Raw genomic sequence first — 18,136 nt, 5'->3', positions numbered from 1 at the left:
CAGATATTTCACCTGTGGCTGATTCGTAATTGCTGCATAGGTTTTCTATAACTTATGAGCCTGTTACTCGTCAGATAACCCTACGCTGTCTTGCGATTTTGTGAGATTCACCTCTGGTGCAGGACACCCAATATATGTTTTCTCCTTTCGGTCACTGCCGGAACCGATGCGTTTTACCGACCGACTCTCCACCACACGTCCGTGAATCGAAACGACCGCGCCATCGTCGCCCTCGTGATGGTCGGGCACGGGATGGTCCACACGTACGAACTCTCCATCCCCATCTTCGTGAGCGTCTGGCTCGCCCCAGAGAGCTTCGGGGCGACCGAGGCGACCCTCGGCCTCGTCACCGCGGTCGGCTATGGTCTGTTCGGTGTCGGCGCGCTCCCCGGTGGCATCCTCGCGGACGTGGTCGGGTCGAAACGGCTCATCGTCGGCTGTCTCGTGGGGATGAGCGGCGCGTTCGCACTCCTGTCGGTCGCACCGAGCATCCTCGTCGTCGCGCTGGCGCTGTTGCTCTGGGGCGCGGCCGCCAGCGTCTACCACCCGTCGGGGCTGTCGCTCATCAGCCGTGGGACCGAAGCCCGTGGCTCTGCGTTCGCCTACCACGGGATGGCCGGGAACCTCGGCATCGCGCTCGGGCCGCTCCTGACCGCGACGCTCCTGCTCGTCCTCGACTGGCGGCAGGTCGCACTGGCGCTTGCGGTCCCCGCCTTGCTCGCCGCGACCGTCGCGACCCGCATCGAGGTCGACGAACGGGCCGCGGTGGCCGACGGCGGCGACTCGAAGACCGACAGCGTCTCCTCGTTCTCGGAGTTCGTGACCGGGAGCAAGGCGCTGTTCGCGGGCGGGTTCCTCGTCATCTTCGCCATCGTCATGTCCTCCGGGCTGTACTACCGCGGCGTCCTGACGTTCCTGCCGGAGATTCTGGGTGGGTTCCCCTCGTTCGACCCCATCGAACTCGCCGGGCAGGAACTCGAACCAGCCCGGTACGTCTACGCTGGACTGTTGATGGTCGGCATCGCCGGCCAGTACGTCGGCGGGCGGCTGACCGACCGGATGGCTCCCGCGAAGGTGCTGCGGGTCGCCTTCCCGATGCTGGCGGTCATCGCGCTCGTCTTCCTCCCGGTCGCCGAACTCGGCATCTACGCCTTCCTCGGGCTCTGCGCCGTCCTCGGTTTCTTCCTGTTCCTGGTCCAGCCACTGTACCAGGCCGCCGTCGCCGAGCACACGCCCGCGGGCACGCGTGGACTCTCGTATGGTTACACCTACCTCGGCGTGTTCGGGGTGGGCGCACTGGGTGGGGTGCTCGCGGGGGCACTGCTCACCTACGCCGACACCGGAACGCTGTTCCTCGCGCTGGCGGGCATCGGGCTGTTCGGCGGTCTGGCCAGTCTCGTGTTGAGTCGGCGCTGACGGGAATCGAGGCGAGAAATCGGTTCAGTCGACGAGATACTCCACGGCGAGCGGCCGCGCGACCGCCATCGCCAGACAGCCGAGGCCGGTCATCACGAGCATGAACGTCCACGGCGAGTTCCCCGAGAAGTACGGCGACGCACGGAGCATGAGGCCGATGTTCGCACCGCCGATCCAGGCACCGGCGGCGAGACGCGCGGAGTCGATGCCACCCGCGAAGGCGCGGTCTCCGTACGCCCCGACGAGGGTCGCGACGAGGAACCAGCCGACGAGGAACGGGACCATCGTCTCTGCGACCGCGAGCGGTGCCGAAATCGGGTTCACGCCGTGGCGGAGTTCGCCCATCGTGATGAGGGCGACGAGGACAACGAGGTCCGCCCCCGCGAGCTTCCACACTGCCGACGGTGACCGGGCGTCGAGGCCGAACAGACGCTGGGCTGTGCTCATGCCCGACGCTCCGGACTGGAGGACCATCGCTCTCCCGGTTTTCGCTGCCTGGCAGGCAATGCTTTTGTCGTCGGCACGACACTGCCGACCATGGACCGGACGTTCGCGGCCGGAGCCGCACTCACACTGCTCGGACTCGTGGGGTACGGCATCGGCGTCCTCGAGCCCTACCCCGGCCGGGCGTTCTCCGTGACCGGCGTGATGATTGGCCTGACGCTGGTCGCTGTCGGTACCGACTTCGGGCGAGGTGAGGGCCGGTGACCATCCAGTCACACGTCTTCGACAGTAACGGGGTGAACGACCACGAGGACCTCGCGGCGGCCAAGGAGGCGAACGGGACGACGTGGATTCGCGTCAGCGACGCCACACCGGAGGAGATGCAGGAGGTCGCAAACACTTTCGGTATCCACGAACTCGAACTCGACGACGTTCGCAACGACGTCCGGCCGAAGACCGAGGTGTTCCCCGACCACGTGTTCACGCTGGTGAAGACCGCGGTCCTCCGGTCGGGCGACACCACGTTCGAAGAGGAGGTCAAATCAGAGACGGTCGGGATATTCATCGGGAAAGACTGGCTCGTCACGCTCTCGTTCTCGACCCTTCGCGCGGTCGGCAAGGTGTGGAACGCGGTCACGCGCGAGGACCAGCGCATCCTCTCACGAGGGCCGGACTTCACCGCCTACCGCATCCTCGACAACGTCACGAACGACTACTTCGACCTCATCGACGAGGTCGAAGACGACATCGAAGCCGTCGAGGAGGAGGTCGTGGGCGCGACCGGTATCGGGACGCTGGAGGACCTCAACAGCCTCCGGCGCGAACTGCTCTCGATTCGGCGCGTGCTCTGGCCGAGCAGGGACGCCGTCGCTATCCTGGCGAGGGGTGAGGACGACCTCATCGAGGAACGCCACGAGAAGTACTTCCGCGACGTGTACGACCAGCTGGTGCAACTCGTCGAACTCATCGAGACCTACCGCGACCTGGTCACGGGAGCGCGGGACATCTACCTCAACTCCATCTCGATGAACATGAACGAGGTGATGAAGACGCTGACCGTCGTCGCGACCATCATCCTCCCGTTGACGTTCGTCGTCGGGGTCTACGGCATGAACTTCTCGGTGATGCCCGAACTCGCGTGGGAGTACGCCTATCACGCAGTCATGCTCGGGATGGCTGGCATCGCGGCCATCATGATACTGTACTTCCGTGAGGAGAGCTGGCTGTAGGCCGTGTTGCCGACTCGCCGTCGGTCACTCGGCGTTCTCGCGCTTCAGCGAGAGTACGGTTCGGTCGAACTCGCAGACGAGCGTCTCCTCTTCACCGTCTTCTGCTGGCAGTTTGAACGTCTCGACGTGCATCGTGACGATACCGCGTTCGCCGTCACTCGTCTCGCGCTTGTCTGTCACCGTCGACTGCACCCGGATGGTGTCGCCGTGGAACACCGGGTTCGGGTGCGAGACCTCGTCGTACGAGAGGTTCGCCACGATGGTGCCGTCGGTCGTCTCGGGGATGGAGATGCCGACCGCGAGCGCCATCGTGTAGATACCGTTGACCAGTCGCTCGCCGAACTGGGTCTCGGCCGCAAAGGCCTCGTCCAGGTGCAGCGGCTGCTGGTTCATCGTCATGTCGCAGAATCGCTGGTTGTCGCTCTCGGAGATGGTCCGGCGGCGCTCGTGTTCGATGGTCTCGCCGACCTCGAACTCCTCGTAGTAGAGCCCTGGCATGCGCGAATCGTCTCACCCGGCCGTGAAATGTGGTGCGGTTCGCAACACTTGCCTGTGCACTGGTCCCACGATCGTCCATCGTTCGCACGACCCGTGGCACAGAGGCACGTAATATATGCGCGAACCCAAACCGTTTTATTTATCAACCAGTCCGCGGAAGGTCTGGAAAATGCCCCGGCAGCCCGCCAGCGCGTGGGAACAGCGTCTGTCGGTCCCATTTCGCCCGTCGTCGTGTCACTGTGACCCACAGCCACGACTCGCACGTCCACGGTGCCAGACGGCGGCGACCCCATAAGACAATGGCAACAGCAACAGCTCCCGACGAGGAGGAGGAACAGCACGAAGAGAGCGCCCTGGAGACGGCCCGGCAACAGCTCGCCCGGGCGGCCGAATACCTGGACGTCGACCAGGGGACCATCGAGCGACTCAACCACCCCGACCGCGTCCAGCGCGTCTCCATTCCGCTGAAGCGCGACGACGGCTCCATCGAGGTGTACACCGGCTACCGCGCCCAGCACGACAGCGTCCGCGGCCCGTTCAAGGGTGGCCTTCGCTTCCACCCGGGCGTCACCGAGGAGGAGTGCATCGGACTCTCGATGTGGATGACCTGGAAGTGCGCCGTGATGGACCTCCCGTTCGGCGGCGGCAAGGGTGGCATCGTCGTCGACCCCAAGGAACTCTCCGAGGACGAGAAGGAGCGGCTCACCCGCCGCTTCGCCGAGGAACTGCGCGACCTCATCGGCCCGAAACACGACATTCCTGCACCTGACATGGGCACCGGCCCGCAGGAGATGGCGTGGTTCATGGACGCCTACTCGATGCAGGAGGGCGAGACCATCCCCGGCGTCGTCACGGGCAAGCCGCCGGTCATCGGCGGCTCCTACGGCCGCGAGGAGTCACCCGGCCGCTCGGTCGGTATCATCGCCGAGCAGGCCATCGAGTACTACGACTGGGACATGGAGGACACCACGGTCGCGGTGCAGGGCTTCGGGTCGGTCGGCGCGTACGCCGCCCGCTACCTCGACGAGAAGGGCGCGAAGGTCGTCGCCGTCTCCGACGTGGACGGGGCCATCTTCGACCCCGACGGCCTCGACACGCAGGACGTGGAGGACCACGACGCCCGCCCCGGCATGGTCTCCGGCTACGACGCCCCCGAGTCGCTCTCGAACGCGGAACTGCTCGAACTCGACGTCGACGTGCTCATCCCGGCCGCCATCGGGAACGTCCTGACCGCCGAGAACGCCCACGACGTGCAGGCCGACCTCATCGTCGAGGGGGCAAACGGCCCGACGACCACCCGCGCCGACGAGATCTTCGCGGAGCGCGACATTCCGGTCGTTCCGGACATCCTCGCGAACGCGGGCGGGGTCACCGTCTCGTACTTCGAGTGGCTGCAGGACATCAACCGCCGCCAGTGGTCGCTCGAACGCGTCAACGAGGAACTCCACCAGGAGATGCTGAAGGCGTGGACCGCGGTCAAGGCCGAGGTCGAAGCCCGCGACGTGAGCTGGCGTGAGGCGACCTACATCGTCGCACTCTCGCGGGTCGCCGAAGCTCACGAGGCCCGCGGGCTCTGGCCCTAGTTCGCGTTCTCAGAATCGTTCTCTTCCTGCTTCGCGTAGTAGCCGGCCCCGAGTGCGGTCCCGATGGCGATACCGACGCCGAGCCAGAGCGCCAGATTATCCGTCGCGACGCCGATTGCAGTGCCGATTGCCACACCGAGCGCGATTCCCACGCCGACAGGGGCCCCAGAAGGTTCAGTCATACTTCGAAGAGTCAGGGAGGATAGATAGCTGTGGGTGTCGATTGTCAGCCCGACACTGTCGCCGGGTCGACCATGAGCGCTTCCATCGTCTCGAACTGCTCGTCGCTGTTCTCGTCGAGATGGGTGATGTGGTACTCGTTCGGAAGCTGGTCCGGGAACTCGACCAGCAAACGATACGCGTGGACTTCTGGCCCGGTCGTGACGAGTTCGGGTTCTGTTCGTTCGATGCGGAGCGTCACGCGGAGGTGTCGGTCTTCACCGGTTCGCTCGACGCGGACGTCCTCCAGAACGAGTCGGTGCCGGGAGTCGCCATTCAAGACGTAGCCGATGACGGTAACCTGGCGAGAACCTGCGAAGAAATCGACGGACGCCGAATCGTTCTCTGGGGCCGGGTGGATGTGCTTCGGGAGCAGTTCGAACTCGGTTCGGACGATACCCCCGTTGTCACTCATATGTCCTCTAATGGCACGAACCCTCAAAGTCAACCGCCACTCAGACCGACGCCCGGAACCGACACCTTTCAAATATTGCCGGTGCACAGGTCCACCCATGGTCAGACGAAGCGTCATGTTCTCGCCGGGTGACCGCCCGGAACTCATGCGCAAAGCCCCCGCAACCGGCGCGGACACGATAATCTTCGACCTCGAAGACGCCGTCGCGCCCCAGCGCAAGGCCGAGGCGCGCGAGGCGGTCCGTGAGCTACTCGCCGACCCCGAGTTCGACCCCGAGTGCGAGGTCTGTGTGCGGGTGAATCCCCACGGCGAGGGGATGGAACCCGACGTCGAGGCCCTCGCTGGCGACCTCCGGCTCGATGCCCTCATGTTGCCGAAAGCCACGGGTGCGACAGACGTCGACCGACTCGCCGACGCGTTCGAGGGGCCCACCCCGCCGGTCCTCGCGCTCGTCGAATCCGCGGCTGGCGTGCTCGCTGCCGCCGACATCGCCTCAGCCGACGCGACCGACGCGCTCGTCTTCGGAGCCGAGGACCTCTCGGCGGATATCGGGGCGACACGAACCAGCGAGGGAACCGAAGTGCTCTACGCCCGCGAGAAGGTCGTCGTCGCCGCGGCGGCGCACGACATCGACGCCATCGACACGGTCTACACGGACTTCTCCGATTCGGCGGGGCTGGCCGACGAGACCGACTTCGCCATCCAGCTGGGCTACGACGGCAAGATGGCCATCCACCCGTCGCAGGTCCCGGTCATCAACGACGCGTTCACGCCCTCGGACGACCGCATCGAGTGGGCACAGGCCGTCATCGACGCCAAGGCCGCGGCCGACGCCGAGGGCCGTGGCGTGTTCCAGGTCGACGGCGAAATGATAGACGCGCCGCTCATCGCGCAGGCCGAGCGAGTGCTCGAACGGGCCGAGGCAGCCGGGAAGATATAAGGACCTTAGTTTGGCTTTAATTGTAGTCTATGATTATAATTCCGCCACGCTTAACCCGTGGCCCCGAGTCGTTCTGAACGATGACAGACGAGGCCAATCCCTTCGAGAGTCTCCAGGAGCAGATCGACGACGCCGCCGCCTACCTCGACGTCGGCGACGACGTTCTCGAACGCCTCAAGCACCCCGAGCGAGTGCTGGAAACGAACCTCACCGTCGACATGGACGACGGGAGCATCGGCCGCTTCAAAGCGTTCCGCTCACAGTTCAACGGTGACCGAGGCCCGTACAAGGGCGGTATCCGCTACCACCCGGGTGTCACCCGAGACGAGGTCAAGGCCCTCTCGGGGTGGATGGTGTACAAGTGCGCCACGGTCGGCATCCCCTACGGTGGCGGCAAGGGCGGTATCGTCATCGACCCGTCCGAGCACTCCGAGGGCGAACTCGAGCGCGTCACCCGCGCGTTCGCGACGGAGCTGCGCCCGCTCATCGGCGAGGACAAGGACATCCCCGCGCCGGACGTGAACACGGGCCAGCGCGAGATGAACTGGATCAAGCACACCTACGAGACGCTGGAGAACAAGACCGAACCCGGCGTCGTCACGGGCAAGGCCATCGAGTCCGGCGGGAGCGAAGGGCGCGTCGAGGCGACTGGCCGCTCCACCATGCTCGCCGCCCGCGAGGTGTTCGAGTACCTCGACCGCGACATCAGCAAGGCGCACGTCGCCGTGCAGGGCTACGGGAACGCCGGCTGGATCGCCGCGAAGCTCATCGACGAACTCGGCGCGGACATCGTCGCCGTCTCCGACTCCTCCGGCGCCATCCACAACCCCGACGGCTTCGACCCCGTCGCAGTCAAGGACTTCAAGCGCGAGACAGGCTCCGTCTCGGGCTACGAGGGCGCCACCGAGGAGTTCACGAACGAGGACCTGCTGACGATGGAGGTCGACCTGCTGGTCCCGGCCGCACTGGAGAACGCCATCGACGGCGACCTCGCGAAGGAAGTGCAGGCGGACATCATCGTCGAGGCCGCGAACGGGCCGCTCACGCCCGACGCCGACGACGTGCTCACCGAGCGTGACGTCTACGTCGTGCCGGACATCCTCGCGAACGCGGGCGGTGTCACCGTCTCGTACTTCGAGTGGGTCCAGAACCGCCAGCGTTTCTCGTGGTCCGAAGAGCGCGTCAACGACGAACTGGAGACCATCATCGTCGACGCCTTCGACCGCATGACCGGGGCCTACGAGTCCTTCGACACGCCGAACCTCCGCACCGCGTGTTACGTCAACGCCATCCAGCGCGTCGTCGACGCCTACACCGATTCGGGCAACTGGCCCTGAGCCGAGAACTGCGAACCTGCGTTTTCCCCGTTTTCGACCGTCTCGCGACACCGACCGGTCTCGTCGGTTCGGAGGATTCACTTTGCTTCGGTACCAACCCACACGATAGTATGCGTGGCTCGGACCCGGGGCTCTACAGGCGACTGGTCGACTTCCTCAAGGCACACAACCGGCTGTTTCTCGTTGCACTGTTCGCCTACGGGCTCCTCGTGTTCCCGTACCTGAACGCCAACGGCTACCAGACCCTCGGCTCGGTCATCGGTATCGTCTTCCTCGCGTTGATGTTCGTCGCCACGCGGGCGAACTTCGAGCGGGCGACGGAGAAGCTCAAAGAACAAAACGACGACGAGCGCCGCGGGTTCTGATACCGGCCCGTCTTCGCCCGCCCGCCGACCACCTGCTCACGCGACGGCTTCGGTGAACTCCACGGAATCCGACTCGACGTCGATGAACAGCCCCGAGGCGTCGCTCTCTCCGTCACTCCACTCGTGTGTCGATTCGGGACCACCGTCGACCGCGACGGACACCCTGACACGTGAACCACTGACGACGTTCTCGAACGCCTTCCGACCGTCCGGTTCGAGGTCGAACGTCTCGGACAGCAACTCGGACCCGTCCTCGACCGTCGTCACACCGAGTGTCACTGTGATCTGCTCGCCGCGCTCGTTCTGGACGGAGATGTCGGTGCTGCCACCCAATCCGACACAGCCGACCGTGCCGACAATTGCCACAGTCGCACCAGAAAGAAGCGCACGCCGAGTCGTTTGCATTACCTCGGTAGAAATGTCAGAACGGTAAATATTTTCTGCTCGACCGGAACGGACTCCCGTCCCGCGATTAGAGCCCGAGTTCGCGCCCGATGACGAGGTGTTGAATCTCGCTGGTCCCCTCGCCGATCTCCATCAGCTTGGCGTCGCGGTAGAACCGCTGCGGCGAGAAGTCCTCGGTGTAGCCGTAGCCGCCGAGCACCTGCACCGCGTCCTCGGCGACCTTCCGGGCCGCCTCGCTCGCGTCGAGTTTCGCCAGCGCGGAGGACTTGGTGACGTTCTTCCCCTGGTCGTACTGCCAGGCCGACTTGTGGGTGAGCAGGCGGGCGCGTTCGACCTTTCGCTCCATGTCGACGACCTTGTCGCGGATGGCGTCGAACTTGCAGATCTGCTGGCCGAACTGCTCGCGCTCTTTCGAGTACTGCTTTGCGGCTTCGTACGCGCCCTGTGCGAGGCCGGTCGAGATGGCGGCGATGGAGATGCGGCCGCCGTCGAGTGTCTTCATCGTCTGCTTCCAGCCCTCGCCCTCGTCACCGAGCAGGCGGTCCTCGGGGACACGGACGTCGGTGAGCTTGATTTCACACGTGGGCGAGGCGTTCAGGCCCATCTTGTCCCAGATGGTCGTGACCTCGAAGCCGTCGTCCTCCTCGGGGTCGACGATGAACGTCGAGATGCCGTCGTAGCCCTCGCCGGGGTCGGTGACGGCCTTGACGAGGACGCTGCCTGCCTCGGATGCGTTGGTGATGAACTGCTTGGTGCCGTTGATGACCCACTCGTCGCCGTCCTTCTCGGCGGTGGTGTCCATGTCGGAAGCGTCCGACCCGCTACCGGGCTCTGTGAGCGCCCAGGCGCCCATGTACTCGCCGGAGGCCAGCGGGGTGAGCCAGCGCTCTTTCTGCTCGTCGGTCCCGAACAGTTCGAGGGGCTTCGAGGCGAGAGAGGTGTGTGCGACGTACGAGAGCGCGACGGAGCCAGAGACGCGGCCGAGTTCTTCCGCGACGACGGCGTACATGAGTGTGTCGCCGCCGAGGCCACCGTACTCCTCGGAGATGGGGACGCCCATCACGTCGAGCTGACCGAGCTGGTCGAATATCTCCTGGGGGAAGCGGTGTTCGTTCTCTATCTCCTGTGCGATGGGTTCGATCTCCTCGTCACAGAAGCGACGAACCTCCTCCTGAATCATCCGGTGCTCGTCGGGCAGCGTGAAGTCCATACGCAATGCTTGCCCAGAACGAAAATAAAGCCTTCTGTGCGCCGCTCGGCCCCGTGCCTCGATATGCATGCAGCCGAAGGCACTACCGTCGGTGGATTGTGCCGCCAGTACGTTCCCCCCATGTCGACGGCCCCCACAATATCACTCTGTAGAACACGTATGATTTTAGATTAGAAAAGCAGAAATTTTATAAATTGATGCTTCGGTTTCATCCCTGTGCAACGACGTACATTCCTCTCCGGGCTTGCCACCAGTGCCGCGGTCAGCACTGGACTGACAGGACTGACAGCCGCCGCCGACACCATCCCCGCGCTGGCGTTCGATTCGACGAGCAGTCTCCTCGCTGCCGACGGGTCTACTCTTTCGGACGACTCGCTCGTGGCGGTGTGGGCCGCAGACACCGCGACGAACGGCGACGCCGATGACGACGACGACGCCGTCGAGTACCCGGGTCGCATCCCGCTCGTGGCGGTCGACGAGTCGAACGCCGGTGCGGTCGCCGGGTTCGGGACGATGCTGGTCCCCGACGACGCGGACTTCACGACCGGTAACGAGGAGTTCGTCCTCAACGTGTGGGACGATCTCGTGGGTGGCGGCACCGTCCTCTGGGACGAGTCCCACGGGCAGTTCTACGACCTCGACTCGTTCCAGACGTTCGAGTCCTACGCCGAGGCGAACGGCTACGACGTACAGGCGACTGGCGACCTCACGGCCGACCTGGGTAGTGCCGACGCCCTCGTCGTTACCTCGCCCGCCGACGCCTTCTCCGACGCCGAGAAGAGCGCCCTCGCGGACTTCGTCGCGGACGGCGGCGCACTCCTGCTCCACGACCAGTCCGACTTCTCGAACTACGACCAGACGGACAACCTGAACGCCATCGCCGAGGCCGTCGACCTCGCGTTCCGCTTCAACGACGACCAGGTGTTCGACGACACGAACAACGCGGGCGTCGACTACGTCCCGACGACGACCGCCTTCAACGACGCGTTCGACTTCTTCGAGAACCGCGCCGGCATCGGTTCGAGCGGCCCGGACCTCGGGGTGGGCCAGACCTACGAGGTCGAGGTCGTAAGCGTCACCGACGGCGACACCGTCGACGTGCGCTTCCCCGGCGGCACCGTCGAGTCCATCCGCGTGCTCGGCATCGACACGCCCGAGAAGGCCTTCAATTCGGAGTTCGAGCGCCCCGAGGAATGGGAAGGCCTCGGCGACGGCTCCGAGTCCATCCCGCTCACCTCGCTCCAGTTCGGTTCGACCAGCTGCCTCGTCGCCGCCGATGGCAGCAAACTCACCGACGACGACCTCGTCGCGGTGTGGGCCGAAGAGTCCGCCTTCGTCAGCGACGCCGACGGGGACGGCGACGCCACGACCTACGGCGACGACCCGGTTCCGCTCGCGGCGGTCGACGGCCGCGTCGCCGGCTTCGGCGGGATGCTCGTCAGCGACGGCACCCCGTTCGAGTACGGCAACGAGGAGTTCCTCCTGAACGTGTGGGACGACCTCGTCGGCGGCGGGACCGTCCTCTGGGACGAGTCCCACGGCCAGTACTACGGGCTCTCCCAGTTCGACGGCTTCAGCGCCTACGCCGAGGACAACGGCTACGACCTGCGCGCGACCGACGACCTCGTTGCCGACCTCGACGATGGGGACGCCGACGCCGTCGTCGTCACCAGCCCGGGGTACGGCTTCGACCAGGCCGAAATCGACGCGCTCGCCGACTTCGTGAGCGAGGGCGGTGCGGTGTTCCTCCACGACCAGTCGGACTACGGCAACTACGACGCGACCGACGCGCTGAACGAACTCGCGGTCGGCCTCGACCTCGGCTTCGGCTTCGACGACTCGCAGGTGATGGACTACGAGGAGAACTCCGGCGCGCCGTTCCGCCCGACCACGACGAACTTCGACGAGTCGCTGCCGTACTTCACCGACCGCCCGGGTGCGGGCGACGAGACGACCTACCCCTACCTCGCGTACTGGGCGGACGAGGCGACCACCTTCGCGCAGTCCCAGCTCGCGGGCCAGACGGTCGACCTCTGGTTCGACCCGAACGAGGGCGTCAGGGACGCCTTCGGCCGCCTGCTCGGCTACATCGGCTACGACGCCGACGGCTCCGGCTCGCGCGACGCGCTGTTCAACCGGCGACTCGTCGCCGAGGGCTACGCCCGCGTCTATGGCTCCGGGCTCTCCCGACACGAGTCGTTCTGGACCGCGGAGAACGAGGCCCGCCAGTCCGGTCGCGGCGTCTGGTCCCAGAGCGACCCCGAGAACTCGCCCGCCATCCGCAACCGCGACGTCGAGTCCATCTTCGTGCCGAACGCAGCGCGCGTCACCGTCTCTCGCGGGACGCTCGGCCGCGGCCACGTCGCCGCCTTCGCAGCCGACTCCGCCTCGACACCGGGTGCGCCGCTGGCGGCCGTCGACCGCGGCAAGCGCGTCGCGATGGTCGGCGGGCTGCTCGTCGACGAGTCCTACGAGGCCGACGAGGAGTTCGCGGTCTCCACGGCGAACTACGAGAACTTCGTCTTCCTGACGAACCTGCTCGACTCGCTCTCGGCCCGGGACGGTGACGTGCTCGTCGACGGCGGCCACGGCCAGTTCGCCGCTGACTACGCGCTCTCCAGTGAGGACGCGGCGTACTACCAGCGCTTCCTCGAAGGCGTCGGCATCGGCTTCGAGCAGGTGAACGACCTGACCTCGGACCGCCTCGCAGAAGCCCGGGCGATGCTCGTCACCACCCCGACCGCGGCGCTCTCGGACGCCGAACTCGACTCGCTCGCACGGTTCCGGGCCCGCGGCGGGTCGGTCGTCCTGCTGGGCGACGCGGCCGCTCCCGCGGACGCACGCGAGAACCTGAACGCGGTGGCCGCTGCACTCGGCTCGAAGCTCCGGCTCTCGGGCGACGCCGTCACCGACCCGAGCGCGAACGTGAACGACGACCCGACCATCCCGGTCACCGGCTCGTTCAACCCGGCGGTCGACGTGACCGACGCCGTCACGCCCGAGGCGTGGGGCGAGAACGCGGACGAACCCGGCAACGGCCCGAAGGGGCCGAAGGACAAGAAACCGGGAAAGGGTCCGAAGGGGAAGACGCACTGAGCGGTCGATAGCCGACACCCCAGTCCCCCGGCCGAACTGTTTTTACCGCCCATCGCGTTTGCTTCCGACGTGCCGTTGCGGAACTGGGTTCGTGGGACCATCCCGTGGGACGACCTCGAACGAGTGGGCAGAGAGCTTGCCCGCCGGTCGCCCGACGACGGCGTCCGCATCGAGTTCCTCGACGCCGACAACTGGCTCTCGACGCCACTGGTCATCGACGACCGCTGGTTCGTGAAGGTCATCACGCCCCAGAACGCGCTGGTCCACGCGCTCTTTACCACCGGCCGCAACCTCGGCGTGTTCTCCTCGGGGACCGAGGGTTTCTTCGACCGCTTCGACGGGCCGCTCCAGATGGCCGAACACGAGCTGGAGGCGACCCGGCGGATGCGCGACATCGGGTTGAACGCCCCCGAACCGGTCGAGGCGTTCGCCGTCGGTGACCTCGGCGTTCTCGTCCTCGAGTACCTGCCCGCGTTCCGGACGCTGAACGACGTCCCACCGAGCGAGGCGCCTGCCCTCGCAGAATCGCTGTTCCAGGTCCTACACGAACTCCACACCCACGGGCTCGCCCACGGCGACCTGCGAGCGGAGAACGTCCTCGTGGTCGACGGCGAGGTGTACTTCATCGACGCGACCAGCGTCCGGCAGGAAGGTCTCGCCGGCGCACGCGCGTACGATCTCGCCTGTGCGATGGCGGTCCTCGTCCCGATGCTCAGCGCGCGAGAGACGGTCCGTATCGCCGCGTCGGTGTACCCGACCACCGACCTGCTCGCCGCCCGCGAGTTCCTCGATTTCGTCAAGCTCCGCCCCGACCACGATTTCGATGCGGCGCTGGTCAAAGGCGAGATCGAGAAGGTCGCGAACTGAGACAGGCCGACACGGGGGATGGTCACATAGCAGGCTTTTTAGTAGCCCCCAGCGAAAATTTTGCCAGATATGAGCCAGCAGGCCACCGAAACCTACCAGCACTACATCGGCGGCGAGTGGACCGACGGTACGAGCGAAGAGACGTTCACGAGCGAGAACCCGGCGACGGGTGAGACGCTCGGTGAGTTCGTCCGCGGCACACCGGAAGACGTAGAGACAGCCCTCCAGGCTGCCGACGACGCGTTCGAGGAGTGGAAGGAACTCTCGCACATCGACCGCGCCGAGTACCTCTGGGAGATCTACCACGAGCTCCGCGAGCGCACCGAAGAGCTTGCCGAGGTCGTCACCAAGGAGTGCGGGAAAGAGATCTCCGAGGGCCGTGCCGACGTCATCGAGGCGTACCACATGGTCGAGTGGGCCGCTGGCGACGCCCGCCACCCGAAAGGCGACGTCATCCCCTCCGAGATTCCGAGCAAGGACGCCTACATGCGCCGCAAACCCCGCGGCGTCGTCGGCTGCATCACCCCGTGGAACTTCCCGGTCGCCATCCCGTTCTGGCACATGGCCGTCGCGCTCGTCGAGGGCAACACCGTCGTGTTCAAGCCCGCCGAGCAGACGCCGTGGTGCGCCCAGATCATCGCGGAGATGTTCGAGGACGCCGGCATCCCTGACGGCGTGTTCAACATGGTGCAGGGCTTCGGCGACGCTGGCGCACAGATCGTCGACGACGACCGCACCGACACCGTCCTGTTCACGGGCTCCGCGGAAGTCGGCAACGAGGTCGCCTCGAAGGTCGGCGGCATGCCCGGCAAGCTCGCCGCGTGTGAGATGGGTGGCAAGAACGGCATCGTCATCACGGAGAAGGCGGACTTAGACGTCGCCGTCCACTCCGCAGTGATGTCGAGCTTCAAGACGACCGGCCAGCGCTGTGTCTCCTCCGAGCGCCTCATCGTCCACGAGGACGTCTACGACGAGTTCAAAGAGCGCTACGTCGACATCGCGAAGGACATCTCTGTCGGCGACCCGCTCTCGGAGGACACCTTCATGGGCCCGGCTATCGAGCCCGAGCACGTCGAGAAGATCGGCCGCCACAACGAGATGGCCGAGAAGGAGGGCGCGAACGTCCTCGTCGACCGCTTCGAACTCGAGGACAGCGAGATTCCCGAGGGCCACGAAGACGGCAACTGGGTCGGCCCGTTCGTCTACGAGATCGACTACGACACGGACCTCCGCTGCATCAAGGAGGAGTGCTTCGGCCCGCACGTCGCCCTGATGAAGTACTCGGGTGACATCGAGGACGCCGTCGAGATTCACAACGACACGCCGTACGGGCTCGCCGGTGCCATCATCTCCGAGGACTACCGCCAGATCAACTACTTCCGTGACAACGCCGAAATCGGCCTCGCGTACGGCAACCTGCCGTGCATCGGTGCCGAGGTCCACCTGCCGTTCGGTGGCGTCAAGAAGTCCGGCAACGGTTACCCCTCGGCCCGTGAGGTCATCGAGGCCGTCACCGAGCGTACCGCCTGGACGCTCAACAACTCGAAGGACATCGAGATGGCACAGGGGCTGTCTGCGGACATCAAGACGACTTCCGACGACGACTGAACGAGGAGACCCGCCGACAGGCCGTGTCCGTCGATTTTTCTGTCTGTCGTCCGCCGCTGAGCAACCGCTCTCTCACGGAACCCAGTACTACGTCCCGGTGGCGCCTTCGCGGACCGTCACCGCCGGGCGCGTCACGCCGCCGCTGGGAAACCAGCCGGCCCACCAACATTTATTACAGTTGCTGTGTTAAACGTTAACATGTTTAGTCGCGTTCGGTCGCGATTGTCGCGGGTGCTGCGCGGGGACCCCGAACGAGCCGACGTATCCATGGACGACCGAGAGAAAGCACTCGACTCGGTGCAGCGACGCGCCATCGAGACCGAGCGCGAACTCTATCGACGGCGACACTGACTCGTCTCACGAGACGAGACACGATTTTCGGGAGAACCGACGGCTGTGCGTGACGAGACCGGTCTCGTCGTCCGCGAACCAGTTACTGTGAGAGATGAGGACGAGAGGCGAGATGTCCGTTCCGCGCTAGGCTCCTAGGTAGCCCCGCGGAACAGACTGTGGGCGCGGGCGTAGGTGCGACGGGCGTTTGCCGGAATCGACGTGAAAAGCGTCTAACCGGCATTACGGTCTTCGCCGCCCTCACGTATAAATGCCGTGGCTTCGGCACGGCGGTCATCGCCGGTCGTCGAGCGCGGGGAACTCCTGGCGCACGCGGTCGATTTCGGCAAGGTCGGCGTCGGCGTAGACGACGTCCGGGCGGTCGTCGGTCGTCGCGACGGGGGTCCCCCACGGGTCGAAGACGGTCGAACGGCCGACCAGGGTCGCGTCCTCGAAGTCGGCGCTCCCGTTGATGGTCGCGACGTACGAGAGGTTCTCGATGGCGCGAGCCCGGGGAAGCGTTTGCCAGTGTTCGACGCGGGGGTACGGCCACGCCGACGGGACGAGTACCATGTCGGCGCCTTTCTCTTGCAGGTCGCGGTAGAGTTCGGGGAACCGGAGGTCGTAACAGGTCGTCACCCCGATGGTGAAGCCACCGAGGTCGGCCACCGGAACGCGGTGGCCGGGTGTCAACAGGCCAGTCTCGGCGGACTCGTAGCCGAACAGGTGGTGTTTGCGGTAGACCAGCTTTCGCTCTCCTTCGGCGTCGAACAGCACCGAAGTGTTGGCCAGCCCCTCGTCCACCGGTGTGTAGACGTCGGTCTGGTCTCTGGTGCGCCCGAGGTCCTCGACGATGCTCCCGGCCAGGATGGCCACGTCGTTCTCGAGGGCAGCGTCCGACAGCCGTGTGAGTGTCCTGTCGCGCAGCCCCTCCGCGTTCCGGGCGTACACGTCGAACGCGAAGTAGCCCACGTTGAACAGCTCCGGGAGCGCGACGAGGTCAGCACCACGGCCGGCGGCCGTCTCGATGGCTTCCTCCGCACGCGCGAGGTTCCCCTCGATGTCCGCCGCTTTCACCGCGATCTGTGCCAGTGCGAGTCTCATGCTGGTAGCTCCAGGTACTCCCGCAGCGCGGCTTCGAGGTTGTCGAGTTCACCGTCCAGGTGAGATTTGAAGTATCGTTCCACGCCCGGGAGCTTGCCGTCCACGACGAACTGGTTCCTGAGTGTACACCCCTCCTCGGTGGGGGTAATCTCGTGTTCACCGGTCACGCGCATCACGCGCGAGCGCCCGACGAACTTCACGAACTCCGGCTCGCGCCGTTCGACGTCTCGTGTCCGGACTGTCGCCGTCCTGTTGAGCAAGGGGATGGGGAGTTTGACGTGCCAGGTCGCTTCCCGTCCCTCGTCGTCGTCGAGTTCGAATCCGGCGACGACGCTGATGGGGCGCGCCCGGAGCTCTGGGTCCACGATGAACTCCCAGACGCGTTCGGGGCGTACCGGAAACTCGAACGTCCGCTCTACCCGGACTGTCATATGCCATCTGGTGGCTATATCGGTAAAAACGTCGTGGAATCAGCTTAGCCGAGCGTTACTTTCCAGGTGGTCGACCGAGACCGTCCCCACTTCTCGATCTCCACGTCGTCTGTCTTCTCGGCGAGGCGTGGCAGGCGAGTCCCGACCTGCTTCGAGGACAGGCCGATAGCGTCCGCGATGTTCTTCGCGCGGAAGTACTGTTCGCCCCTGGACACGCTGTCGCGCAGGTAGGCGAGAATCCGCTGCTCTTCGTCAGAGTAATCGCTCATCGTCTAGAGGGAGATACGTTTTTGAAACACATAACGATTTTCGCTCGGACAGGGGTGGCGTTCAGGCCTCGTACCACTGGATTGTGAACACGGCGAGCATGGCGAAGATGACGGCGGCGGCGAACGCGAACGCGCCGAGTTCCTGTGCGCCGTGCTCTCCGGTCTGGAGGTAGGTGATGCCGAACGTGACCATCCCGGCGGCGCTCAGTGCAGTCACGGCGCCGAAGATGGCACCGAAGCCGATGCCCCGGTCGGACGAGTCGGTCGAAGTCGCGGTCATGTCCGTCGCTTTCGGGGGGAGGGCCTTAGTTCTCACTGTCCCGGTCGGCGACCCTACGCACGTAGATGCAAGAGGTTTACCTTGGCAGGG

General features: G+C 65.4%; 21 protein-coding genes. 11 read left to right on the top strand and 10 right to left on the bottom strand.

Annotated elements, in window-relative coordinates; genetic code table 11:
- The first annotated feature begins 237 nt into the window (after positions 1 to 237).
- Positions 238 to 1,416, top strand: a complete 1,179-nt coding sequence (locus ACSC1R_RS13135) for an MFS transporter (protein ID WP_439028720.1) — start codon at positions 238 to 240, stop codon at positions 1,414 to 1,416.
- A gap of 24 nt (positions 1,417 to 1,440) precedes the next feature.
- On the opposite strand, the gene ACSC1R_RS13130 is transcribed toward ACSC1R_RS13135, so the two are convergent.
- Positions 1,441 to 1,863 (bottom strand): DUF3054 domain-containing protein, encoded by a 423-nt coding sequence (locus tag ACSC1R_RS13130; protein WP_439026184.1) that lies wholly within the window; start codon positions 1,861 to 1,863, stop codon positions 1,441 to 1,443.
- A 90-nt stretch (positions 1,864 to 1,953) separates the two neighbouring features.
- On the opposite strand from ACSC1R_RS13130, the gene ACSC1R_RS13125 reads away from it, so the two are divergent.
- A complete protein-coding gene (locus ACSC1R_RS13125; RefSeq protein WP_439026183.1) occupies positions 1,954 to 2,124 on the top strand; it encodes a hypothetical protein in 171 nt (56 codons plus the stop codon).
- Positions 2,121 to 3,089: a magnesium/cobalt transporter CorA gene (gene corA, locus ACSC1R_RS13120; RefSeq protein WP_439026182.1), complete on the top strand. Its 969-nt coding sequence runs from the start codon at positions 2,121 to 2,123 to the stop codon at positions 3,087 to 3,089. The genes ACSC1R_RS13125 and corA overlap by 4 nt, the downstream gene beginning before the upstream one ends.
- 24 nt (positions 3,090 to 3,113) lie before the next feature.
- Here corA and ACSC1R_RS13115 read toward each other — a convergent pair whose 3' ends face one another.
- Complete coding sequence (locus ACSC1R_RS13115) at positions 3,114 to 3,587, bottom strand: MaoC family dehydratase (RefSeq protein ID WP_439026181.1); 474 nt, start codon at positions 3,585 to 3,587, stop codon at positions 3,114 to 3,116.
- A gap of 299 nt (positions 3,588 to 3,886) precedes the next feature.
- Between ACSC1R_RS13115 and gdhB the strand changes: the two genes are divergently transcribed.
- Complete coding sequence (gene gdhB / locus ACSC1R_RS13110; protein WP_439026180.1) at positions 3,887 to 5,170, top strand: glutamate dehydrogenase GdhB; 1,284 nt, start codon at positions 3,887 to 3,889, stop codon at positions 5,168 to 5,170.
- On the opposite strand, the gene ACSC1R_RS13105 is transcribed toward gdhB, so the two are convergent.
- Both ACSC1R_RS13105 and ACSC1R_RS13100 read right to left on the bottom strand, forming a co-directional pair.
- The gene (locus ACSC1R_RS13105; RefSeq protein WP_439026179.1) at positions 5,167 to 5,352 is read right to left on the bottom strand and encodes a hypothetical protein; all 186 of its coding nucleotides are present in this window, start codon (positions 5,350 to 5,352) and stop codon (positions 5,167 to 5,169) included. The genes gdhB and ACSC1R_RS13105 overlap by 4 nt on opposite strands.
- 44 nt (positions 5,353 to 5,396) lie before the next feature.
- A complete protein-coding gene (locus ACSC1R_RS13100; RefSeq protein ID WP_439026178.1) occupies positions 5,397 to 5,804 on the bottom strand; it encodes a hypothetical protein in 408 nt (135 codons plus the stop codon).
- Between the two features lie 97 nt (positions 5,805 to 5,901).
- On the opposite strand from ACSC1R_RS13100, the gene ACSC1R_RS13095 reads away from it, so the two are divergent.
- The 3 genes from ACSC1R_RS13095 to ACSC1R_RS13085 all read left to right on the top strand — a co-directional run bounded on the left by ACSC1R_RS13095 (position 5,902) and on the right by ACSC1R_RS13085 (position 8,446).
- Positions 5,902 to 6,744, top strand: coding sequence for an HpcH/HpaI aldolase/citrate lyase family protein (locus ACSC1R_RS13095; protein ID WP_439026177.1), 843 nt, complete (start codon positions 5,902 to 5,904; stop codon positions 6,742 to 6,744).
- Between the two features lie 80 nt (positions 6,745 to 6,824).
- Complete coding sequence (locus ACSC1R_RS13090; protein WP_439026176.1) at positions 6,825 to 8,081, top strand: Glu/Leu/Phe/Val family dehydrogenase; 1,257 nt, start codon at positions 6,825 to 6,827, stop codon at positions 8,079 to 8,081.
- 110 nt (positions 8,082 to 8,191) lie between these two features.
- Positions 8,192 to 8,446, top strand: a complete 255-nt coding sequence (locus ACSC1R_RS13085; protein ID WP_439026175.1) for a hypothetical protein — start codon at positions 8,192 to 8,194, stop codon at positions 8,444 to 8,446.
- A 36-nt stretch (positions 8,447 to 8,482) separates the two neighbouring features.
- Here ACSC1R_RS13085 and ACSC1R_RS13080 read toward each other — a convergent pair whose 3' ends face one another.
- Both ACSC1R_RS13080 and ACSC1R_RS13075 read right to left on the bottom strand, forming a co-directional pair.
- The gene (locus ACSC1R_RS13080) at positions 8,483 to 8,851 is read right to left on the bottom strand and encodes a hypothetical protein (protein WP_439026174.1); all 369 of its coding nucleotides are present in this window, start codon (positions 8,849 to 8,851) and stop codon (positions 8,483 to 8,485) included.
- A gap of 67 nt (positions 8,852 to 8,918) precedes the next feature.
- Positions 8,919 to 10,061: an acyl-CoA dehydrogenase family protein gene (locus ACSC1R_RS13075; RefSeq protein WP_439026173.1), complete on the bottom strand. Its 1,143-nt coding sequence runs from the start codon at positions 10,059 to 10,061 to the stop codon at positions 8,919 to 8,921.
- A 216-nt stretch (positions 10,062 to 10,277) separates the two neighbouring features.
- Between ACSC1R_RS13075 and ACSC1R_RS13070 the strand changes: the two genes are divergently transcribed.
- The 4 genes from ACSC1R_RS13070 (at position 10,278) to ACSC1R_RS13055 (ending at position 15,983) form a co-directional block, all read left to right on the top strand.
- Positions 10,278 to 13,157: a DUF4350 domain-containing protein gene (locus ACSC1R_RS13070; RefSeq protein ID WP_439026172.1), complete on the top strand. Its 2,880-nt coding sequence runs from the start codon at positions 10,278 to 10,280 to the stop codon at positions 13,155 to 13,157.
- A 69-nt stretch (positions 13,158 to 13,226) separates the two neighbouring features.
- Complete coding sequence (locus ACSC1R_RS13065) at positions 13,227 to 14,024, top strand: RIO1 family regulatory kinase/ATPase domain-containing protein (RefSeq protein WP_439026171.1); 798 nt, start codon at positions 13,227 to 13,229, stop codon at positions 14,022 to 14,024.
- A 69-nt stretch (positions 14,025 to 14,093) separates the two neighbouring features.
- Positions 14,094 to 15,632 (top strand): aldehyde dehydrogenase family protein, encoded by a 1,539-nt coding sequence (locus ACSC1R_RS13060; RefSeq protein ID WP_439026170.1) that lies wholly within the window; start codon positions 14,094 to 14,096, stop codon positions 15,630 to 15,632.
- Between the two features lie 198 nt (positions 15,633 to 15,830).
- Entirely contained in the window at positions 15,831 to 15,983 is a 153-nt protein-coding gene (locus tag ACSC1R_RS13055) for a hypothetical protein (RefSeq protein WP_439026169.1), read from the top strand.
- Between the two features lie 273 nt (positions 15,984 to 16,256).
- On the opposite strand, the gene ACSC1R_RS13050 is transcribed toward ACSC1R_RS13055, so the two are convergent.
- From ACSC1R_RS13050 to ACSC1R_RS13035, 4 genes are all read right to left on the bottom strand, one after another.
- A complete protein-coding gene (locus ACSC1R_RS13050) occupies positions 16,257 to 17,066 on the bottom strand; it encodes a carbon-nitrogen family hydrolase (RefSeq protein WP_439026168.1) in 810 nt (269 codons plus the stop codon).
- Positions 17,063 to 17,497, bottom strand: a complete 435-nt coding sequence (locus ACSC1R_RS13045; protein ID WP_439026167.1) for an SRPBCC family protein — start codon at positions 17,495 to 17,497, stop codon at positions 17,063 to 17,065. Before ACSC1R_RS13045 ends, ACSC1R_RS13050 begins: the two co-directional genes overlap by 4 nt.
- A 44-nt stretch (positions 17,498 to 17,541) precedes the next feature.
- The gene (locus ACSC1R_RS13040; protein WP_439026166.1) at positions 17,542 to 17,766 is read right to left on the bottom strand and encodes a DUF7123 family protein; all 225 of its coding nucleotides are present in this window, start codon (positions 17,764 to 17,766) and stop codon (positions 17,542 to 17,544) included.
- 61 nt (positions 17,767 to 17,827) lie between these two features.
- The gene (locus ACSC1R_RS13035) at positions 17,828 to 18,046 is read right to left on the bottom strand and encodes a DUF7525 family protein (protein ID WP_439026165.1); all 219 of its coding nucleotides are present in this window, start codon (positions 18,044 to 18,046) and stop codon (positions 17,828 to 17,830) included.
- Positions 18,047 to 18,136: the final 90 nt, after the last annotated feature.

Origin of the sequence: Haloarchaeobius ordinarius, from assembly GCF_051801355.1 — an archaeon.
Taxonomy (GTDB): Archaea; Halobacteriota; Halobacteria; order Halobacteriales; family Natrialbaceae; genus Haloarchaeobius.
This window is presented reverse-complemented; position numbering and strand designations above follow the sequence as displayed.

Excerpts from the sequence above, each read along its gene's own strand:
- ACSC1R_RS13115 (WP_439026181.1), bottom strand. The coding sequence starts at position 3,587 with ATGCCAGGGCTCTACTACGAGGAGTTCGAGGTCGGCGAGACCATCGAA.
- ACSC1R_RS13105 (WP_439026179.1), bottom strand. The coding sequence starts at position 5,352 with ATGACTGAACCTTCTGGGGCCCCTGTCGGCGTGGGAATCGCGCTCGGT.
- ACSC1R_RS13135 (WP_439028720.1), top strand. The coding sequence starts at position 238 with ATGGTCGGGCACGGGATGGTCCACACGTACGAACTCTCCATCCCCATC.
- ACSC1R_RS13040 (WP_439026166.1), bottom strand. The coding sequence starts at position 17,766 with ATGAGCGATTACTCTGACGAAGAGCAGCGGATTCTCGCCTACCTGCGC.
- gdhB (WP_439026180.1), top strand. The coding sequence starts at position 3,887 with ATGGCAACAGCAACAGCTCCCGACGAGGAGGAGGAACAGCACGAAGAG.
- ACSC1R_RS13095 (WP_439026177.1), top strand. The coding sequence starts at position 5,902 with ATGGTCAGACGAAGCGTCATGTTCTCGCCGGGTGACCGCCCGGAACTC.
- ACSC1R_RS13130 (WP_439026184.1), bottom strand. The coding sequence starts at position 1,863 with ATGAGCACAGCCCAGCGTCTGTTCGGCCTCGACGCCCGGTCACCGTCG.
- ACSC1R_RS13125 (WP_439026183.1), top strand. The coding sequence starts at position 1,954 with ATGGACCGGACGTTCGCGGCCGGAGCCGCACTCACACTGCTCGGACTC.
- ACSC1R_RS13045 (WP_439026167.1), bottom strand. The coding sequence starts at position 17,497 with ATGACAGTCCGGGTAGAGCGGACGTTCGAGTTTCCGGTACGCCCCGAA.
- ACSC1R_RS13050 (WP_439026168.1), bottom strand. The coding sequence starts at position 17,066 with ATGAGACTCGCACTGGCACAGATCGCGGTGAAAGCGGCGGACATCGAG.
- ACSC1R_RS13055 (WP_439026169.1), top strand. The coding sequence starts at position 15,831 with ATGTTTAGTCGCGTTCGGTCGCGATTGTCGCGGGTGCTGCGCGGGGAC.
- ACSC1R_RS13090 (WP_439026176.1), top strand. The coding sequence starts at position 6,825 with ATGACAGACGAGGCCAATCCCTTCGAGAGTCTCCAGGAGCAGATCGAC.
- ACSC1R_RS13100 (WP_439026178.1), bottom strand. The coding sequence starts at position 5,804 with ATGAGTGACAACGGGGGTATCGTCCGAACCGAGTTCGAACTGCTCCCG.
- ACSC1R_RS13085 (WP_439026175.1), top strand. The coding sequence starts at position 8,192 with ATGCGTGGCTCGGACCCGGGGCTCTACAGGCGACTGGTCGACTTCCTC.
- ACSC1R_RS13080 (WP_439026174.1), bottom strand. The coding sequence starts at position 8,851 with ATGCAAACGACTCGGCGTGCGCTTCTTTCTGGTGCGACTGTGGCAATT.
- ACSC1R_RS13075 (WP_439026173.1), bottom strand. The coding sequence starts at position 10,061 with ATGGACTTCACGCTGCCCGACGAGCACCGGATGATTCAGGAGGAGGTT.
- ACSC1R_RS13060 (WP_439026170.1), top strand. The coding sequence starts at position 14,094 with ATGAGCCAGCAGGCCACCGAAACCTACCAGCACTACATCGGCGGCGAG.
- ACSC1R_RS13035 (WP_439026165.1), bottom strand. The coding sequence starts at position 18,046 with ATGACCGCGACTTCGACCGACTCGTCCGACCGGGGCATCGGCTTCGGT.